The sequence below is a fragment of the Alteromonas sp. ABH4_452 genome (genome assembly GCF_056311825.1).
Map to the genome: position 1 here is coordinate 3761802 of NZ_CM149973.1, position 15633 is coordinate 3777434.

Genomic DNA, 15633 nt, shown 5'->3' on the forward strand with positions numbered 1-15633 from the left:
CAGTCTTAAAATAATCTCACCATGCTACCTATTGATAATAGTTTTGCTTAATTTTAAGCGTAGAAATCAATTCCACCTTTGGCTGCTCGCGTCACTGATTGCTCGATAATCCGCGTTTCGCCCATGTCGTCTAAACCGTCATTTTCTCCACGGTTTTCGGTGCCGTTTCCTCTGCTATTATCGTTTGCAAGTTGCTGGCCATTTTCGTTACCTGACGAATTATCTTTTCTTACTTCAGCATCACCTAACTCAATGCCTTGTTCAGAAAGCATATCTCGCAATTTAGGCATGGCATCGGCTAGCGCTTCCTTTGCTTGTTGAGATTGAACAACAAAGCTTACGCTTGCTGCATCACCTGCAACGTTCACCCGAACCTGCATGCTGCCCATTTCCGGCGGGTCGAGTCGAATCTCAGCCATAGTGTTGCGCGCGTTAACCATCCAGCGAATCTTTTCATTTAGCTGCTGCTGGCCTTCTGGCTTATGGATGTTGACCGCTTTATCAAAGCCTTCAAACTGCTGCTGAGATTTTGACGCTTCAGCGCGAAGCTGGGTGTTTTCCTGTATTACCGTATCGGTTTGTCCTACCATACTTGCCAAAGCTTGATGGGCGCTGGCCTGTGTTTGCGTCATCAAGTTAAGAAACTGACTCGCCTGGCTATCGACCCTAGCAGTCATCGATGCAATAACGTCAGTATTCACTGCCGCTTCTTTGGCGGCATCAGTCACAATAGCCGACAAATCAATGCCAGGCTCTCTACCTTGCTGAACTTGTTGCTGAAATTCATTAATACCGGCAATGATATTTGCCTTCACAGCTTGTTGTTGTGCACCACTTGGCATTACTGTAACTACACGTTCAGCAAACGCCTCGGTAGCTTTTTGTGCAGTTTGTGGGGAAAGTTCACTTATTGCAGTTAATAAGTCGCTTTGTGGGTCAACGGTCATTTCAAAGCCATTGTTTGGAGGTATAGCACTTTGGATATTCATCACTGGTGCTTTGTCAGTTACCTTATTTTTGTCTGCCCCGTTAGTATTTACATCACCATTTTCCAAACCTGCTCCGGCAATGGCTACTTCAGCGGCTATGTCAGTGGTTGCGTCAGAATACAATGCTTCTAACTGAGAGCTGGCTTCATCTGAAGATAATTGCTGTATCGCTTTAAGCTCATCAGATAACAGACTTAACACAACAGACTCATCTGATGCGTTTGTACTATTTGTCAGCGTTTTCCCTGCATCCTCGCCCAAGCTTCGCACTACATTGTTATCGCTTTCTTTTTGCAGCATGAGTTGTGCAATTAGCGCTGAAAGTTCACTGGCATTTGAATCTAACTTATCATTGGCAAGGATTTGCGATTGCTCAACGTTTGCTTCGCCGTTAGCACTATTTTGTTCGCTGTCGGCACTATTTTGTTCGCTGCCGGCACCACTCTGCTCACTTTCAGCGCCGAGCAGTAGTGCGGTTAAAGCACTCAGTGTTTGTTGTGCGTCAGTCGAAAGGGATTCTATGGCGATTTCGCCCTCTTTGCTGTCACCATTAAGCTGAGAAAGTAGATGCGCCATCACCGAGGGCGCGTCGCTGGCGTCAACACTGTCTGGGATCTTCCAAAGCTTTCCGTTTTCTTTTACAGAAAGAACATTAACCGTCTCATCTGAAACTTCAGAAATACCATTGGTTGTTCTGTTACCAGTTTGCCCTTGAGTTTGCTCTCTGTTATCGGTGTTACCAAAGCGATCGGCTAGGGTTTCAACATAGGCAACCCAGTCGGGTTCTTCATCAGTCTTGTCCGGGTTTCCATCAGGCGTACCAGGTGTGGTAATAACGCCTGCCTCAGCATCTTTTTTGCCGCCTTCTCCAATAACAAAATCTGCTTCGGTTACAGCTTTTTGCTCAATATCACCTTGAGCGTCATCTGCTTTCAAGCTGGTCTTTTCTTCACCGTCTAAGTTGCCATGCGCTTCTATAGCTTCGGCAATATCTTTTTGGGCAATGGCAGCGTTTTCTTCTTTTGTACTGGGCGTAGACTCTGCTGGATTGTCTGTCACTTTCTTATCAACAGGAAGATCGGTATGGCCCGCATCCCGGTCTTTTCCCTTCTTTACCGTTTCATTAGAAACTGAAGTGTTAGCAGGTGAGCTGGTCGAACGGCTTCTATCCCGAGACTGAGAGTTAAATGTCTCTTTGTCATTTAAAACAAAATCTGATTTGCTTGACTTTGCTTCCTGATAAAGTCGATTAAATGCTTGGTTATTTTCGCTATTCGCTTGCTGTTGCGTACCAATACCTGTTTCTACCGCTTTAGCTGTGCTAGAAGCAGAAAAAGGTAATGCGGCAATGTCTGTTTTACGTGCGGCAACTTGTTGCATATTGTCCTACCGTCCTACATTTATCTCGTCTTTCACCAAGAAGACGTAATGTGATGCGAATCAATCACTAGGCGTTATTTTTAAACAAACCGAGAGAAGTAAATCGCAAACCCACCAACGCATATCTAAATTTCAATCACTTAGCTCTACTCAGATAACTCTTATGGCTATCGTTTGGCATTAGGTTTTATGCTCGCTTTCGTTAAATCTCCTACTTTGTAATAAGTGTAGAACTTCAAACGAACGCTATTAGAGCGTAATACCATTGCATTAAAACTAAGGCGCGCTGTTACATTTCATATTGATTTTGCAAGGATTGAGCCAAAGTGGCTTGAGAACATGCTATTTATTAGAAAGGAGAGCGCTTAGCTCTGAAAAATCGTTGCGTGGCAAATTCATCCATCATGGCCTGCTCGGCTTTGGCTTCCTTTTTCTGCTCAGCCAACTTCTTCTTATCAAGCAACAAGGTAACAGCTTTGACTTTCTGCTGCTGCTTTAGCCATATTTGCTTGCGCTGATCCGCTGCCATTTGTGCACGAGCAATCACTTGCATTTGCTGTTCACACGCTTTATCTAATTTTCCAACAAAAGATAAGTGTTGTTGATAGTAAGTAGCCGTAACGCCGGCTTGACCGGTTTGTTGAATACCTTTGATATAGTCTATGCGGTACTGTTCGAGGCTGGTTAGTTTTTGCTTTTGCTGATTAACGTTTTGCTGAGCCTGCTTATAATAGCGAGCTTCTCGCTGCTCTTTTTCTTGCTCGAACTCGGCTAGACGCTCTAGTTGTTTAGACATTTTTAGCGCCCTTAACTAAAAAATTCTGACTTCTTCTTCACGAGCGCTCTATTACTCTTTGCTAAAAAAGCCATCATCCCTGCCCTAACCCTTTGGCGAGGGCAGCCATACCTTCTAGGCTTTCGTCATAAGGAATGACTTGCTTCATTCCTTGCTGCAACAAAGCATTAATTGCAGGTTCTGCACGAATGGCTAAATCTATACGTGGGTCCGACCCTTTAGCATAAGCGCCAATAGAAATAAGATCTTGGTTTTGTTTGTAGTTTGAGTAAACCTGGCGAATACGACGAGCCATAAGTTGATGCTCTTCACTTACCACCATAGGCATTACACGGCTTATCGACGCTTCAATATCAATTGCGGGGTAATGACCGCTATCGGCAAGGGTTCTTGACAAGACCACGTGACCATCCAAAATGGCTCGAGCTGCGTCGGCTATGGGGTCTTGCAAATCGTCCCCTTCGGTAAGTACCGTATAAAAGGCCGTGATAGAGCCTTGGCGCTCGCTGCCATTACCAGCTCGTTCTACTAGTGCGGGCAGCCGGGCAAAAACCGAAGGCGGATAACCTTTTGTGGCCGGAGGTTCACCCACAGCCAGCGCTATTTCACGCTGCGCCATGGCATATCGGGTTAACGAATCAATGAGCAACAGCACCTTCATGCCTTTATCACGAAAATATTCAGCAATAGTTACCGCAGTTTCACAGCCCTTTAAGCGCATAAGTGGTGAAGTATCGGCAGGTGCAGCGACTACAACCGCACGTTTGCGCTCTTCTTCTGTTAGGATTTCGTGAATAAATTCTTTTACTTCTCGTCCACGCTCTCCGACAAGTCCCACAACAACCACGTCGGCTTCACAGCCCCGGGTCATCATGCCTAATAACACACTTTTACCCACACCACTTCCAGCGAAGAGCCCCATACGCTGACCTACGCCAACCGTATTGAGTGCGTTAATGGCGCGTACACCTACATCCATCGGAGTATTTATGGGACGGCGGATAAGCGGATTCATAGGCGGTCTAGTTGTCGGCGCGCGGGCTTCGGCATTTATTTCACCTAAACCGTCAAGGGGCTGACCATTACCGTCTACCACACGCCCTAAAAGCCCCATACCTACTGGTAAACCACTTTGCCGGTTTAACGGCATCACGCGACTTCCGGGCACAATACCGCGCACCGCTTCGGTGGGCATTAAATAAGTTATATCATCGCCAAAACCAACTACTTCGGCTTCTATTTCACCTTCAATGGTCTGTACTAAACATTGACTGCCAACGGGTAGCTGGCACCCCACCGCTTCAAGAGTTAAACCGATACCACGAACTAACTTGCCGGCAGCGACAACAGGAGGAGAAGAAACCTGTTTTGTGAGGGATTCAAAATGCGAATGCCAAGGGCTAGTCATCTGACAAACCTTGGTTTAGTAAAAATTTATCTATAACGTTACGACAGCGGCGCTCAATAGAAGCATCTACAGCGTTTTGTGCAGTGGTAATATCGCAACCGCCACGTTCCATTGCTGGGGCTTCAACCAAACTCCATCCTTTTTTGGCAATTTCTTCGTCGCCAAAATGCGCTTTTACCAATTCAATATCCTCAGGGTTCATGTGAATTTGATAATCTGCTTGATTAATGGGTAGCGCCTTAATGCCTTCGCTTAACGCTTGAAGTATCACTTGTTGGTTAGTGCTGACCTCTGTTTTAATCACAGCTTTTGCAAGTGTTACAGCAAGTTTAACCAGCTGGTCACGGGTTTCATCGTTAGCCTGAGAAAGTGGGTCGTGGAATTTTTCAGCAAGCATTTGCCACACTTCGGCTTGTTCAGCCATCTGCTGGCGACCTTCTTCTAAACCTTGTTCCAAACCTTCGTTATGACCTTGTTCTTTACCCTCGGCCAAGCCGGTTTCAAGACCTTCTGCTTTACCTTCTTCAAAACCTTTTTCCTTGCCTTCCTTAAAACCTTCGTCATAAGCAGCCTGGCGAATAGCTTCTATCTCTTCAGCAGTAGGAGGCTTAATTTCCTCTTCAACTTCAGGGGGCTCATACTTCCAATCTGAGCGTTTGTTCAGTGCATTGGTTGTCTCGTCTTTTCTAGCTGCCCTTGGATCATCGACAAAAGGTAGATCCCACGCTTTTGCTTCGTTTATTTCGTTTTCACTGAAATTTTTATTACCAGACATTTTCTATTACCAGAGACTTTTTATTTCGAGGCTATTTATTTCAAAGTTCTTTATTACGAGACTTGGTTCTACCTCAGCTACAGCGCTAAGGGCATCAGAGCGCTTATAAGAACTCTTCACCGCCACCGCCGCCAAGCATGATTTCACCTGAGTCAGAAAGTCGACGGGCAACAGAAAGAATTTCTTTTTGTGCTGTTTCCACTTCACTGATACGAACAGGGCCGAGAGCTTCCAAGTCATCGCCAAGCATTTCAGCAGCACGCTTAGACATATTGCGCATAATTTTATCTTTAAGCTCTTCGTCAGCACCCTTAATGGCCTTAAGCAGCGCATCTTGCTGCACTTCGCGCAATATTGCCTGAATGCCTTTGTCGTCTACATCGACCAAATTGTCGAAGACAAACATAAGGTCCTGAATTTGCTGACTCATCTCTTCGTCTTGCTCGCGAATAGCGTCCATTAGCTGGCCTTCTATCGCGGTATCCAAGTAGTTCATGATGTTCGCTGCAGACTTCAAGCCGCCCATTTTGGCTGCTTGCGTTCCCGCTTGACCAGCGAACTGCTTCTCCATAATTTCGTTTAGTTCTTGCAATGCTGCTGGCTGAACCTCTTCTAGATTCGCAATACGCATCAACAGATCAAGACGTACTTTTTCTGGGAATTGCGCCAAAATTTCAGCGCTTTGCTCAGGCTCTAGATAAGACAGTACAATGGTTTGGATCTGCGGGTGTTCGTTACGAATAATGCTCGCCACCTGCTTAGAGTCCATCCATTTCAGTGAATCTAGACCTTTTGCGCCACTGCCCATTAGGATCTGATCGATGAGGTTTGCCGCCTTGTCTTCACCTAAGGCCGCAGTTAACGCTCGCTTAACAAAGTCTTGGCTCTGGAAGCCAATAGTGCTGTAGTTCTGAATCTCTTCAATGAAGTGTTTGTGAACTGACGTGATTTTGGTTTGCGTCATATCGTCCACTTTCGCCATTTCAGAACCCAGCTTTTGCACTTGTTTTGGTTCAAGGTGCTTTAATATCTGCGCCGCATCTTCCTCAGATAAGCTAAGTAGTAAGATGGCCGCTTTTTCTACGCCTTCTAATTTACTGACGTCGTATGACGGTTCTTCAACATTGGCAAGTTCTTCAGCCATAATCTTATCTCACTACTCGTCTTGCATTAACCAGCCCTTAACTACCTGGGCTGATAATTCTGGTTCATTGGCCACTAGGGCACGTACGGCTTTAAGTACATCTTCGTCTTTGTGCAAGTCAGGTAGCATAAGTGAGCCATCTGGCGCAAAGCCTACCTGTCCTTCGTCAAAGTCAGACGTTAACATGCTAATTGTGTCATCGCCTAAGTCTAAACCTTCATCAGCATCAAATTCATCTGCCTCGTTAGACTCATCTGGGTTGATAAGACGACGCAGCATAGGTCGAATCACAAAGATGATAAGTACTATTATAACCAAGCCACCAACAACTAGCTTAAGAATTGGCAGAAAACCAGGCTGTTCCCACAAAGGCGCATCTTCAATTTCGCCTGCATCCATACGAGTAAAGGGTACACTAACCACTTCTAGCGAATCGCCGCGGGTAACGTCAAAGCCAATACCGCCCTGCAATAGTCTGCGAATATTAAGAATTTCTTCTTGTTTACGTGGCGTTGGCGTCATAGCGCCGTCTTCGCCTGCAACTTGAGTATAGTCCACTGCCACCGACACACTCAGTCTGCGGATTACACCTGTCTGCTTTTTGGTATGACTAATGGTGGTATCAAGCTCGTAGTTGCGCGTTGATTCTTTTGCCGTGCGCCCTGGCATGGTTTGTTGACTGCCGCCCACAGCATTTTCTGGAATATTAGAATCAAGCGGAGGCTGATTTGATAATGCGCCAGGAATACCACCAACGCCGCCACCCACGCTGTTCTCTTCGACGATCATTTCACTGCGAACCGCAGGCAAGTCCGGGTTGTAGCTACGCTGGGTTTGCTCCATCGCCGTGAAGTCCATTGTAACGTCAGCTTGCGCCGTGTAGTTACCTATGCCCAAAACTGGAATTAGTATAGCGTCAATTTTTTCAAGATACTCTTGCTCACGCTGACGTTCAATTTCGTACTCTTTTCTTGCACGAGCACTCATTGAATCTTGCGAGCCTGAGTTAAGCAGGCGACCATTGCTGTCTGTTACCGTTACCTTAGACGGCTCCATGTTTTGTACGGCAGAAGCCACGATATCAACGACCGCATCAACCTCTTCACCAGCAATGACGGCACCGCGCTTAGCCGTTAGCACAACGGTTGCCGACGCTTTCTTCTCTCTTCGAGCAAAAACGTTCTCTTTTGGCATAGCTAAAAGAACACGTGCTTTTTGAATACTTGCGATATCTTCAATGGTCGAGGCAATCTGCTGTTCACGAGCGTGTTTTAAACGCTCCATTTCAACACGCTGACTTACACCAAAACCCATATCCTGCATAATGATATCGGTACCGGCATCAGAGGCCTTAGTTAACCCTTGGCGGGTCATGCCTAAACGGATGTTTTGGAATTCGTCACTTCTTACATAAACAGTATTGCCTTCAAGCTTATAATCGATTTGATTCGCATCCATATAATCTAGGGTTTCGATAAGCTCTTGGGTTTCCATTTTCGCAAGGGGGCGATAATCAGGTTCTTGCGACCAAATAAGAATAAAGATTGCGATGGCAACGCAGATGACCAAAACAACCACAAGGGCCATTTGGCGCATCATATCTGCGCTACCCAACGTATCCATGAAACCAGATTTATTCTCTGGCTCATTGTCCGTTGTTTGATTTTGATCAGGAACCGTAAGGTTTGTACCTGTTGCTTCAGCCATAACCTACTCCACCTAGACCGGCATGTTCATTATTGTTTTATAGGCTTCAAGTACTTTGTTACGTACCTGAACAGTCGCTTCAAACGCAATGCCTGCCTTTTCTTTTGTCAACATGACTTGGGCTAAACTTAGGCTTGGGTCGCCCATTTCAAAGCGCTGTTGAGCATCTTTTGACTCAAGCTGCATACCGTTTACACCATCTACCGCGTTCTTAAGCATGGTCGAGAATTCGCTTGCCGAGCTATTAACTTCACTAAGCAGCTGTTGCTGAGGCTCGTTAACTTGAAGACGAGTTTGCCCAATCATGTTCTGCATTTCTTGATACAAACTATTGGCTTTAACGTCCATAACCACTCCTAGCGTTTCTTTGAAAACCGCCTGAACACCGGCGAATACATAATCTATAAGAATGATTTAGCAAGGGTCTTGCCAACTTTAAAAAACGTTAAATTTCAATATGATAAAAACTAAATGAGAGGGTAAGCCAAATTTATGGCGTTTGATTTGAAGGGAGTAACAGAAAACCGCCGCCTTCTTTACTTCAGAGGCGACGGATAACGGGGATGAAACGAGAGATTCAAAACAGCAGTACTATGCTGGTACTTCAATACCATCTTCACGCATACGCGCTAGTTTATAACGAAGGGTACGAGGGCTTATACCTAGCTTTTCTGCTACGTCTTTGCGCTTACCATTACAAGATACCAAGGTATCAAGAATAATTTGGTGCTCCTGATAACGAAGCTCTGAGCCCAATCTGTTGTCTTCAACCGGCTCTTGTGCAACTTCAAGCGGGGCCGACATGTCTTCGTCAATCATTAGATCGCCGGCATCTATTTCATTGTTTTCGCATAAAATTAGCGCTCTCTGAACCACGTTCTCTAACTCTCGAACGTTTCCTGGCCAGCTATATTGTGACAATTTATTGCGCGCAGCAGCACTTAATCTGATAGTACCCAAGCCCTGTGAACTGGCGTGACGCTGAACAAGATGCTCGGCAAGTGGCACAATGTCTCCTGGGCGTTCCGATAGCGGGCGCCATTCAATAGGAAATACGTTTAAGCGGTAGTATAAGTCTTCTCTGAATTCGCCAGCATCCACTGCTTTTCTTAAATCTCGGTTACTCGTAGCAATAACTCGCACATTAAGTTTAACGGTTTTTCGTCCGCCAAGGCGCTCTACTTCACGCTCTTGTAACACGCGCAGTAATTTAGCCTGCAGTGCCAAATCCATCTCAGTTATTTCATCAAGTAACAGGGTGCCGTCTTGGGCTTGTTCGAACTTACCCGGACAGGCCTGAATAGCACCAGTAAAAGCCCCTTTCTCGTAACCAAACAAAGTCGCTTCCAACATGTTTTCTGGAATAGCAGCACAGTTGATGGCAACAAAAGGCGCATCGCTTCGCGGTGACTGGTCGTGAATATAGCGAGACAGCACTTCTTTACCCGACCCGCTTGGACCCATCACCATAACGGTAGCTTCAGACTTCGCAACTTTCCGCGAAAGCTCAAGTAGCTTCAAACTTGAAGGGTCGGCTACGATTGGCGTACGTGACTCAATTTTTTGTGCAGGCGCGTAGCGCCCCACTAAGTTAAGCAATACTTCTGGCGCAAAAGGCTTTGAAAGGTAGTCCGTTGCGCCATCGCGCATCGCCTGAACCGCATCATCAATGGTGGCGTAGGCCGTCATTAACAGCACAGGCATATTAGGATATTTAGCTTTAATGCTTTTTAGCAGCGTTAAGCCACTCATTTCGCCCATTTGTATATCACTAACCACTAGGTCTACATTCTGAGACGACAGCATCATTAACGCTTCTTCTGCACAATCAGCGGCAATCACGTTGTAGTTACCTAATAACAGGGTGTCTAGGAGCGCCTCGCGTAAACCCGCGTCATCTTCAACAATTAGTATGGTAGTTTTAGACATTATTCTCTCCTATGACTTACGCGACATGAGTCAATGTTTGTGAGGTTTTAGCATTCGCTGAGCACGATAATGACACGCTAAAGCATGCCCCGCCCTCGGGTACGTCAATTACATTGAGTGCGCCGCTATGCGCACTTACCACCGACTTCACCACAGCAAGGCCCAAACCGGTACCGTGAGTTTTAGTTGTAAAAAAGGGTTCAAAGATTTTGGTTTTTAACCGTTCTGGTACACCTGGTCCTTTATCAATAACTGAAACATGTAAACGCTGATCGCTTACCGATGCCTGGACATGTACACACTCACCTTTCGGGGTGACTTGGCTTGCATTATGTATGAGATTTAACAATGCACCCTGAAGAGCAGTTAAATTCCCAGTTACTGCTGCGTCTTGCTCAAAACCTGAAAACGTTAGCTTTTGCTGCGCTTGAGCTGTCATGCTTTGTGCATTCCCCTCAATGGCACCGAATAATTCAGCGAGACTAATTTTGCTTACCACTTGCTCTTCGCCAGATTTAGCAAAAAGCAGCATGTCATTAACCTGGCTTTCCAGCTCTTTAAGCCTGTCTGTTAGTTTGTTCGCAAATTGTGTTTGTGCTTCTTCCCCTAACCCTTTACGCGTTAAGTTTGACGCATAAAGCATGGCTGCAGAAAGTGGAGTTCTGATTTGATGGGCCAGGGATGCCACCATTTTTCCAAGAGAAGACAACCGCTGCATGTGGCTGACCCGCGCTTGCAGCTGACGGGTTTCAGTTAGGTCTGTGATAACAATTAGCTGACCTGGCTCGTTGTCTAGTGGGGTAATTGAAAGCTTCACTCGTCTACCATCAACCAGCGATACTTCATGACCATCGTCTGCGCGAGGCTTGAAAGAGCGAGTAATAATACTGCGCCACACTTCCTCTTCCAGCGGTTCGCCTAACAATGCTTTTGCCTGCTCGTTGGCTTGGCGAACAATGCCCTTTCCATCAATAACAATAACACCCGCTGGCATCACTTGAAGTAAATGTTCGAGCCGACTCGCCTGCAATCTCAGTGATTCAATATCATCATTTTGTGACGTTTGATAATCATCTTGAGATACCGCCGAGCCGCCGTTAAGTGCATAGGCAGATGCGAAATACTCTGTAGATTGTTGTGTGCTGTCGAAAGCCATATTATCCTCGTCAAATTGCAGACGCTGTTTAACTATGACTTAGATAAAGCAGAAGATATGCCAACTTGATATTGGCTTATTTATCAGTAGGATAGATGGTATTTCCAAAGAAAAGCATAACGTCAATTAGCTGACATTACGCTTCTTCAGTACGCTGGATATCGTATTTCCGCATTTTTTCAACGAGCGTGGTTCTGCGCATTCCAAGCTTGTCGGCGGCACGTGCTACCACCCAATCTTGGTTTTCCAGGGCTTGTTTTATGAGATTCACTTCAAGCTCAGAAAGGTACTCTTTGAGGTTAACACCTTCTGCAGGTAACGAGGAGGACACCATACCGTTTAGGCCGTCGTGACTCTGCTCGCTAACGTCTTCTTCTGGCTCTTGCGCTGCAGCCTCGGCAAATAGTTCATTAAAGGCCTCACGCTCAAGCATTTCTTCTGGATAGTCTGGTTCGTAAGCCTGAACATCACCGTACTGATACTTTTCCGGTAAATCAGCAATATCAACAATCTGCCCAGGGTAAAGAATTGTTAATCGCTCAACTAAATTTGAGAGTTCACGAACGTTCCCCGCCCACTCATGCTCCATTAGCGACGCAATGGCTTGCTCGGTAAAACGCACGCTTTCAACGCCATCCCCTTGAATTCGGCTATTCAATTCCTGAAGCAATAAGGGAATATCGTCTTTTCTTTGTCTAAGCGCAGGGCTGTCGATTGGGAAAACGTTGAGTCGGTAGTACAAATCTTCTCGAAACTTGTCTTCGCTGATCATGGTTTCCAAGTTGCGGTGCGTTGCCGCAATTATGCGCACGTTGCATTGAAGGGGCTTATTCCCGCCTACGCGTTCAAACATACGTTCTTGCAACACACGTAATAACTTAACCTGCATTTGAAGCGGCATATCACCGATTTCGTCGAGGAATAATGTGCCGCCCTCAGCTAACTCGAAGCGCCCTTTACGTGCACTGATAGCGCCTGTGAAAGCGCCTTTCTCGTGACCAAACAATTCGCTCTCTAAAAGCTCGCCTGGAATAGCGCCGCAATTTACTGGAATGAATGGACCGTCTTTACGTTCAGATAAGAAGTGAACATTGCGCGCAACCACTTCTTTACCCGTACCAGACTCACCTAAAATCAACACGGTGGCATCGGTAGGCGCGACTTGCTCAACTAAGCGCCGCACAATTTGGATTTGCTCACTTTTACCAATTAGGCTTCTAAATAACCGCGTTTTTGTACCTGCCGCTCGAGATAAGCCTGGTTTACGTCGAGAGTATTCTTGGCAACGATGTATAGCCTGCGTTAAAACAGGGTACGTTAACGGTGTTGCAATAACACTAACCAGATTACAGCTTGCAGACGCCTGTGTATTACTTTCAACTAAAGCGACAAACGGTATGTGTGGAAACTTTTCTACCAGATTACTTACGGCAGTGGGCGAGCGGTGCTCAATAAGCACAGCGTCTGCACCACTTTCATGGAGGTATCGCTCGCATTCACTGAAGCCTCGTGACTGGCACGACTCTCCCATGAAGGTAACGATAGTTTCCAAGTTTTGAATAAGTTCCTGATTATCACTAATCAGCAAAATGTTCTTCATCAATTCCCCGAGAACGCTTTGTTATTATTTACAGTTTAGCGCATTTCTAAATTGTAACGACAAAAGATCGGAGCGCAACCGCTGTTTTGGGAAATGTATCAATAAAAAAAGCAGGTTACCCTGCTTCTTTCGATTAAATTTAGCCTAAGCTACACCATCTAGTCTAGCTTAATAACGATAAAACTTGGCTTTGCTGCTGGTTAGCTTGCGCTTGAACAGTAAGGGCTGCTTGCCCCAAAACATCGTTAGATGCGCGCTCTGATGCTGCTTGAGCAAAATCTAAATCTTGGATTCGGCTTCTTGCCTCTGCAGTATTAATGTTCGACTGAGTAAGAGAACGGGCTGCACTTTCAAAGCGATTTTGCGTTGCGCCTAAATCGCCCCGCGCACTGCCGAGAGTTTCTATAGCCGCGTCTGCTGCCCCTAGCGCATCTTCAATACTAGTGCCTGACGTAATATCGATAGATAGAACATCGTTTAGCTGCGCCGCAACATCCTGCGTGTTAACGCTAATTGATTGACCAGGGCTAGAACCTGACTGAAATTCAAGTGAGCCATTTTCAGATAATAACGGCTTGCCAGCAAAATTTGTTTGCTCGATAGTTTGCGAGATATTTTCTTGTAGCTGGGTTATTTCAGACTGAATAGCACGGCGATCGCCACTGCTAAGCACACCATTACCAGACTGCAAAGTAAGCTCGCGAATACGGTTGACGTCGTCGTTTATGCTTCCGAGTCCGCCTTCTGCCACCTGCGCGACAGAGATGCCATCGTAGACGTTGTTTAATGATTGACGATTTCCCTCTACTTCCGAGGTCAGCCTATCGATAATTTGTTGGGCTGCTGCGCCGTCAGATGCATTGTTAACTTTTTTACCGCTGGCAAGCTTCTCCATCAAGGATTCTTGCTTCTCTTGTACTTGGCTGAGAAGTGAGGTCGTTGAGCTATTAACTTGCATGACAATTTCCTAAAATTTGTAACACACTAAGTGTAGCAGAAAGCTGAGCAAAATGTAGTCAGCCATTTGTATAACAGTCGATACGTTCAACCTCAACTCTATACGCTCATGGAATAGTTTGACTTGCCGATAAGTTATGAGTGTACAATTTGTTTATTTTCAGGGATTAATGCTATGACTACTGTGGTGACGTACGGCACCTTTGATCTTTTCCATATAGGGCATGTTAGGCTTTTAAAGCGATTACACAGCTTAGGCGATAGACTAGTGGTTGGCTTGTCCTCTGATGAATTCAATACGGTAAAAGGTAAAAACGTAGTCATACCTTATGAAGACAGAAAGGAAATTTTGCTCTCCTGTCGTTATGTTGACGACGTCTTTCAAGAAAACTGCTGGGAACAAAAGCGGGAAGACCTTGAACGAGAAGGTGCTGATATATTTGCAATGGGTGATGACTGGATTGGCAAGTTCGATGACCTACAAGATATCGTTAAAGTTGTGTATTTACCCCGTACACAAGATGTTTCAACCACTGAACTTAAAACCGTTATCAGCGAAATTCAAAATGAGAAAATTCGCGAAGTGCAGAGTTTGACAGAGCATTTACGCACATTAGTACAAAGACTTTAGCACCTGTAATTAATGCTCCAATATTGTTATTCAAACGGACATAAAATCTACAAAGGAAAAGCACAATGCGAAGCTTAATACTTCTAACCCAAAACCAATATTCAGTGGTTTCGCATTTTTTTAGTGGTATTAAACTCGCCCTAGAAAACATGGGTTACGCCGTCGATATTCTTTATTGCGATAATCCAGATACAATTGCTAAAGGGTTCGTAAAATTAGCCCCCATAGAAGCGTATGATCACATATTTAGTTTTAATGGTAACGGCTTAGGCAAAATAACGGATTCTTTCAACACGCTTGCATTTGCAAAGTTAAAGCCTGTCTACGTTTATTGTGTAGACAATCCAATTCACGTTATTCCTCGCTTTTATGGACATCCAGTTACCGTGCTATGTGTAGCAGAAGAGCACGTGGCACTTATGCGGCAATTTGGACACAAGGCATCCTACTTTCCCCATGCAGTAATGGACAGCAAGAAGTGTTATCCCGCGCCAGAGATAGACAATAAAAACGAAAATATTCTTTTCCCGATATCTTTTATGAGCAGTGAAAGCGCAAAAAGTGCATTAACTCCCGTCTGGGAGCAATTAGGCGAAGGGATCGATGCATCAAATTCCGTAACAGACTTTTTACGAGTGATTGGCGTTGTGCCGACTGAAACATCGCCAGCGAGGACTAAATTTGACGAAAATATACGCCGAATTACCGTATTGGTTGATCGATTTCTTCGAGCACGTGAACGAGAACGGTGCTTGCTTTATTGCGCATCACGAAAAATAAAACTAAATGTAGTAGGTCGTGATTCGCTAAAATTTAGGGCACTCACTGATTATCACGACTATAACGAAGCCATCAATTTCTCAGATTTACTCAAAGAAATGTCTTTATCCCGGTGGGTTTTACACCAATCTCCAGGTTTCGAGGAAGGATTGCATGAACGTATTGTATACCCGCTTGTATGTGGGACTCCCGTTGTCGTATGGAAATATCCTCATGTACTAAGCGCGATGAGAAACAAAGGGGTTATTGATTTTGCCGATTATGATGCGTTGAACAAAGAGGATTCTTACATTCAGTTACTTACCAAAGGAAAGCAAGAAGTCCTAGACCACCATACGTGGTCACAGAGACTATCTGCGTTATTAACCGACACCAAATAAC

Annotated in this window: 13 protein-coding genes; 2 read left to right on the forward strand and 11 right to left on the reverse strand. The window is 45.3% G+C overall.

All coding sequences use genetic code 11. The annotated features are described in order from the left end of the window. Positions 1-53: 53 nt before the first annotated feature. The 11 genes from ACYX4N_RS16190 to ACYX4N_RS16240 form a co-directional block, all read right to left on the reverse strand. A complete protein-coding gene (locus ACYX4N_RS16190) occupies positions 54-2369 on the reverse strand; it encodes a flagellar hook-length control protein FliK (RefSeq protein ID WP_476054728.1) in 2316 nt (771 codons plus the stop codon). Positions 2370-2718: 349 nt separating this feature from the next. Beyond that, positions 2719-3165 (reverse strand): flagellar export protein FliJ, encoded by a 447-nt coding sequence (gene fliJ, locus ACYX4N_RS16195; protein WP_476054729.1) that lies wholly within the window; start codon positions 3163-3165, stop codon positions 2719-2721. A gap of 73 nt (positions 3166-3238) precedes the next feature. Further along, a complete protein-coding gene (fliI, locus tag ACYX4N_RS16200) occupies positions 3239-4573 on the reverse strand; it encodes a flagellar protein export ATPase FliI (protein ID WP_476054730.1) in 1335 nt (444 codons plus the stop codon). After that, the gene (gene fliH, locus ACYX4N_RS16205) at positions 4566-5348 is read right to left on the reverse strand and encodes a flagellar assembly protein FliH (protein WP_476054731.1); all 783 of its coding nucleotides are present in this window, start codon (positions 5346-5348) and stop codon (positions 4566-4568) included. The genes fliI and fliH overlap by 8 nt, the downstream gene beginning before the upstream one ends. A gap of 103 nt (positions 5349-5451) precedes the next feature. After that, positions 5452-6492, reverse strand: a complete 1041-nt coding sequence (gene fliG, locus ACYX4N_RS16210) for a flagellar motor switch protein FliG (protein WP_025254367.1) — start codon at positions 6490-6492, stop codon at positions 5452-5454. 12 nt (positions 6493-6504) lie between these two features. Beyond that, positions 6505-8199, reverse strand: coding sequence for a flagellar basal-body MS-ring/collar protein FliF (gene fliF / locus ACYX4N_RS16215; protein WP_476054732.1), 1695 nt, complete (start codon positions 8197-8199; stop codon positions 6505-6507). A gap of 12 nt (positions 8200-8211) precedes the next feature. Then, positions 8212-8547 carry a flagellar hook-basal body complex protein FliE gene (gene fliE / locus ACYX4N_RS16220; protein ID WP_476054733.1) on the reverse strand — a complete coding sequence of 112 codons (336 nt, stop codon included), beginning with the start codon at positions 8545-8547 and terminating at the stop codon, positions 8212-8214. A gap of 243 nt (positions 8548-8790) precedes the next feature. Continuing rightward, a complete protein-coding gene (locus tag ACYX4N_RS16225; RefSeq protein WP_476054734.1) occupies positions 8791-10128 on the reverse strand; it encodes a sigma-54-dependent transcriptional regulator in 1338 nt (445 codons plus the stop codon). Positions 10129-10144: 16 nt separating this feature from the next. Further along, positions 10145-11284 (reverse strand): sensor histidine kinase, encoded by a 1140-nt coding sequence (locus ACYX4N_RS16230; RefSeq protein WP_476054735.1) that lies wholly within the window; start codon positions 11282-11284, stop codon positions 10145-10147. 136 nt (positions 11285-11420) lie between these two features. Beyond that, a complete protein-coding gene (locus ACYX4N_RS16235; protein ID WP_476054736.1) occupies positions 11421-12884 on the reverse strand; it encodes a sigma-54 dependent transcriptional regulator in 1464 nt (487 codons plus the stop codon). A 163-nt stretch (positions 12885-13047) separates the two neighbouring features. Then, positions 13048-13842, reverse strand: coding sequence for a flagellin (locus tag ACYX4N_RS16240; RefSeq protein WP_476054738.1), 795 nt, complete (start codon positions 13840-13842; stop codon positions 13048-13050). A 174-nt stretch (positions 13843-14016) separates the two neighbouring features. Between ACYX4N_RS16240 and ACYX4N_RS16245 the strand changes: the two genes are divergently transcribed. Then, positions 14017-14472 (forward strand): FAD synthase family protein, encoded by a 456-nt coding sequence (locus ACYX4N_RS16245; RefSeq protein ID WP_071958753.1) that lies wholly within the window; start codon positions 14017-14019, stop codon positions 14470-14472. 65 nt (positions 14473-14537) lie between these two features. Beyond that, positions 14538-15632, forward strand: coding sequence for a hypothetical protein (locus ACYX4N_RS16250; RefSeq protein ID WP_476054739.1), 1095 nt, complete (start codon positions 14538-14540; stop codon positions 15630-15632). Position 15633: the final 1 nt, after the last annotated feature.

Bases quoted from the DNA above. Each gene is read 5' to 3' on its own strand.
- ACYX4N_RS16190 (WP_476054728.1), bottom strand. From the start codon at position 2,369: ATGCAACAAGTTGCCGCACGTAAAACAGACATTGCCGCATTACCTTTT.
- fliJ (WP_476054729.1), bottom strand. From the start codon at position 3,165: ATGTCTAAACAACTAGAGCGTCTAGCCGAGTTCGAGCAAGAAAAAGAG.
- fliI (WP_476054730.1), bottom strand. From the start codon at position 4,573: ATGACTAGCCCTTGGCATTCGCATTTTGAATCCCTCACAAAACAGGTT.
- fliH (WP_476054731.1), bottom strand. From the start codon at position 5,348: ATGTCTGGTAATAAAAATTTCAGTGAAAACGAAATAAACGAAGCAAAA.
- fliG (WP_025254367.1), bottom strand. From the start codon at position 6,492: ATGGCTGAAGAACTTGCCAATGTTGAAGAACCGTCATACGACGTCAGT.
- fliF (WP_476054732.1), bottom strand. From the start codon at position 8,199: ATGGCTGAAGCAACAGGTACAAACCTTACGGTTCCTGATCAAAATCAA.
- fliE (WP_476054733.1), bottom strand. From the start codon at position 8,547: ATGGACGTTAAAGCCAATAGTTTGTATCAAGAAATGCAGAACATGATT.
- ACYX4N_RS16225 (WP_476054734.1), bottom strand. From the start codon at position 10,128: ATGTCTAAAACTACCATACTAATTGTTGAAGATGACGCGGGTTTACGC.
- ACYX4N_RS16230 (WP_476054735.1), bottom strand. From the start codon at position 11,284: ATGGCTTTCGACAGCACACAACAATCTACAGAGTATTTCGCATCTGCC.
- ACYX4N_RS16235 (WP_476054736.1), bottom strand. From the start codon at position 12,884: ATGAAGAACATTTTGCTGATTAGTGATAATCAGGAACTTATTCAAAAC.
- ACYX4N_RS16240 (WP_476054738.1), bottom strand. From the start codon at position 13,842: ATGCAAGTTAATAGCTCAACGACCTCACTTCTCAGCCAAGTACAAGAG.
- ACYX4N_RS16245 (WP_071958753.1), top strand. From the start codon at position 14,017: ATGACTACTGTGGTGACGTACGGCACCTTTGATCTTTTCCATATAGGG.
- ACYX4N_RS16250 (WP_476054739.1), top strand. From the start codon at position 14,538: ATGCGAAGCTTAATACTTCTAACCCAAAACCAATATTCAGTGGTTTCG.